Genomic DNA, 2,447 nt, shown 5'->3' with positions numbered 1-2,447 from the left:
TTCGGGTACGACGATCCAGGATTGGGGATCAGTGGTCTTCGCAACATTCAAAACGAATTTCTGGTTCCTCGTACCGCCGGTGCACGATCCGAGGTCATCAACTTTAGCCTGCGTCTCGGTGCGTTGGTCGAAGCCGTGGTGCCGCAACCGGTCGTGCGTCTCGCTGATGGTTCGCTGCAACAGAACCGTAACGAAATTGTCGTCTACTTTAACGAAGATCCGCTGTTCGTCGAAAATGACGACAATGGAAATCCGACACCGCGATCGGCCGAGAATCCTCGCTTCTATCAGCTGTTGCTGACGGATGAAACGGCGCGAACGACCGACGATGAATTGTATCATCCCGATTCGGTGGTCTATGATGCAACCACCCATACCGCTCGGTTGTTCTTCAGTGGCGACATCAACAATCTGCCTGGGGTTCCACTTGGCGGAGGCACGTTCCGTTTGCGAATCGGATCGGCGGTCGACAATAAAGTCGATTTAATAATCGAACCTAAGCGTACCGAAGTGGCTCCGGTCGCGGTGACCAATTTCGGAGTCGAGGGGCTACGTGTCAGCTTTGTCTCCAAATCCATTGGCGAAGCCGCATCCGGTCGAAAAGTTCGGTTCGAAGATGTCGGTGCGGCGGGGCTATCGGTCCGCGCTGAAACCGACGGGACGGTCGTGTTTAATTTCGGTGGCGACTCGCCCACAGTCACTGACCTACGTGTGGTAGCCGCAAGCGAACCTACCGTGGGTTCGTTGATCGAAGTCAATTCGATGCTAAACAACGACACAACCCAAGGCGGCAGCACGCTGGTGCCTCGCAATGTGATCGGGGCGCCTGCACTCGTCTTGACCGCGGTTGGCGACACGCTTGGTACGGCACTTGACGTCGGAGTGTTTGGTCGCGACGAGCAGTTGACCAGTTTGATTTTCAATGAGTCGATTGATGCCCAACCGTTCCTGATCGAACTGCCAGGTGGCAATGACGACCCAGGCCATCGTGAATTGGATGAAGTCGCTGGTGCGCTGCTGCAACACATCAACGGTAACTTTGGTCCCGATGTGCAAAACGGCATCACCGAGATCGCGTACAACTTTAATACGATCTTTGATACCAGTCCGGCTGGAGTTCCGTTCCAGAACCAAATCACCGAGCGACAAAAGACACGCATTCGCGAAGCCCTTGGAGCTTGGGCTAGCAAGATCGGCGTCCAGTTCCGCGAAACTGCGGACAGCGGGATCACCTTTGCACTAGGCGACGTTGCGAATCTTCAGCTGGGCACGTTGCCGGATACCGTCCGGGTTCAGCAAAGTGTGCTCAACGCCCGCGTTCGCATCGACCCCACGTTCACCGAATCTGCCTTGGTCTTTAGTAACCAAGTCACTTTTGATACCGCCTATGGCGAAGATTTCTATCGCAAGGCAACTGCCGGGATCGGTTTGATCTTGGGGCTCGAACAGACGCCGGATTTGCCATCGCAAACGTTGATGAGTCTGAACAGCACGTACTTGAACAACTCGATCAATTCGCGACCGGATGAAGAGCCGGTATTCCCCGGCAGCTTTGATGTGTTGCATGGTCAATATGTGCATCGGCCGGACAGCATCGATGTCGACTTGTATCGATTCCAAGTCGATTTGGAGGACGTCGATCGCGTGGGGCAATTGACGGTCGAAACGTTTGCCGAGCGTTTGTCGGAATCGAGTCTGCTGGACACCACGCTGACGTTGTATCAAGAGGTCAAGGCATCGGCAGTGACCGACTTTGGCGTCGGCGTTACATTTAACGACCAAACATCGAAAGACGAATTTCTAGAGGTACGATTTGATTCGTTGCTCGAAGGCCGTTTGGGTAACAATCAGCGAATCGATTTCATTCAAACCGATCGCGCCGCCGGTGATACTGCGGTTCGCGTGACGCAGCCCACTGATTCAACGGGCAAACCGATCGCCAACGCCATCTTGGTGGATCTGCCGCGTAAGGGAGCCAACATCTCCAGCGTGCCGGCGAAATCGATCGTGGACGCGGTCAACAATAGCCCGTTTGCAAGTTCGATCATGCGAGCCACTTTGGTGGCTGGATCGCCAACGGCTGACGTGGGTGGAAGCTCGTTGAATTTCTCGCCGATCTTATTCAGCGGCGGCGGCATCGTCCAATTGGGACGAAACGACGACTACTTCAGCGAAGATTCACGCTTGACCGCCTCGCTCGGCGAAGGCACTTACTATGTTGGCGTTGCCGCAAGTGGCAATGACCACTACGACCCGACGATCGCGCGAAGCGGTTACGGCGGATTGACTGAAGGCAAGTACGAATTGCACTTGAAATTCGAGCCACAAGTCGATGAAACCGATGTGATTCGTGATTTGGACAGCGATCGCGTTGACGTTCCCGGCACAATCCTCGATGGCGATGGTGATGGGCAACCCGGTGGCGCTCATAATTTCTGGTTCCAAAC

General features: G+C 54.8%; 1 pseudogene. It reads left to right on the top strand.

Annotation, left to right across the window (positions count from 1 at the left end):
* Nucleotides 1–2,447: pseudogene (locus ABX962_RS34710) on the top strand (peptidase); the annotation flags it as partial.

The sequence above is a fragment of the Novipirellula sp. genome (genome assembly GCF_041583735.1).
Lineage (GTDB): Bacteria > Planctomycetota > Planctomycetia > Pirellulales > Pirellulaceae > Novipirellula.
Note: the sequence above shows the minus strand (reverse complement) of the source record. Positions and strands in the feature narration are given on the sequence as shown.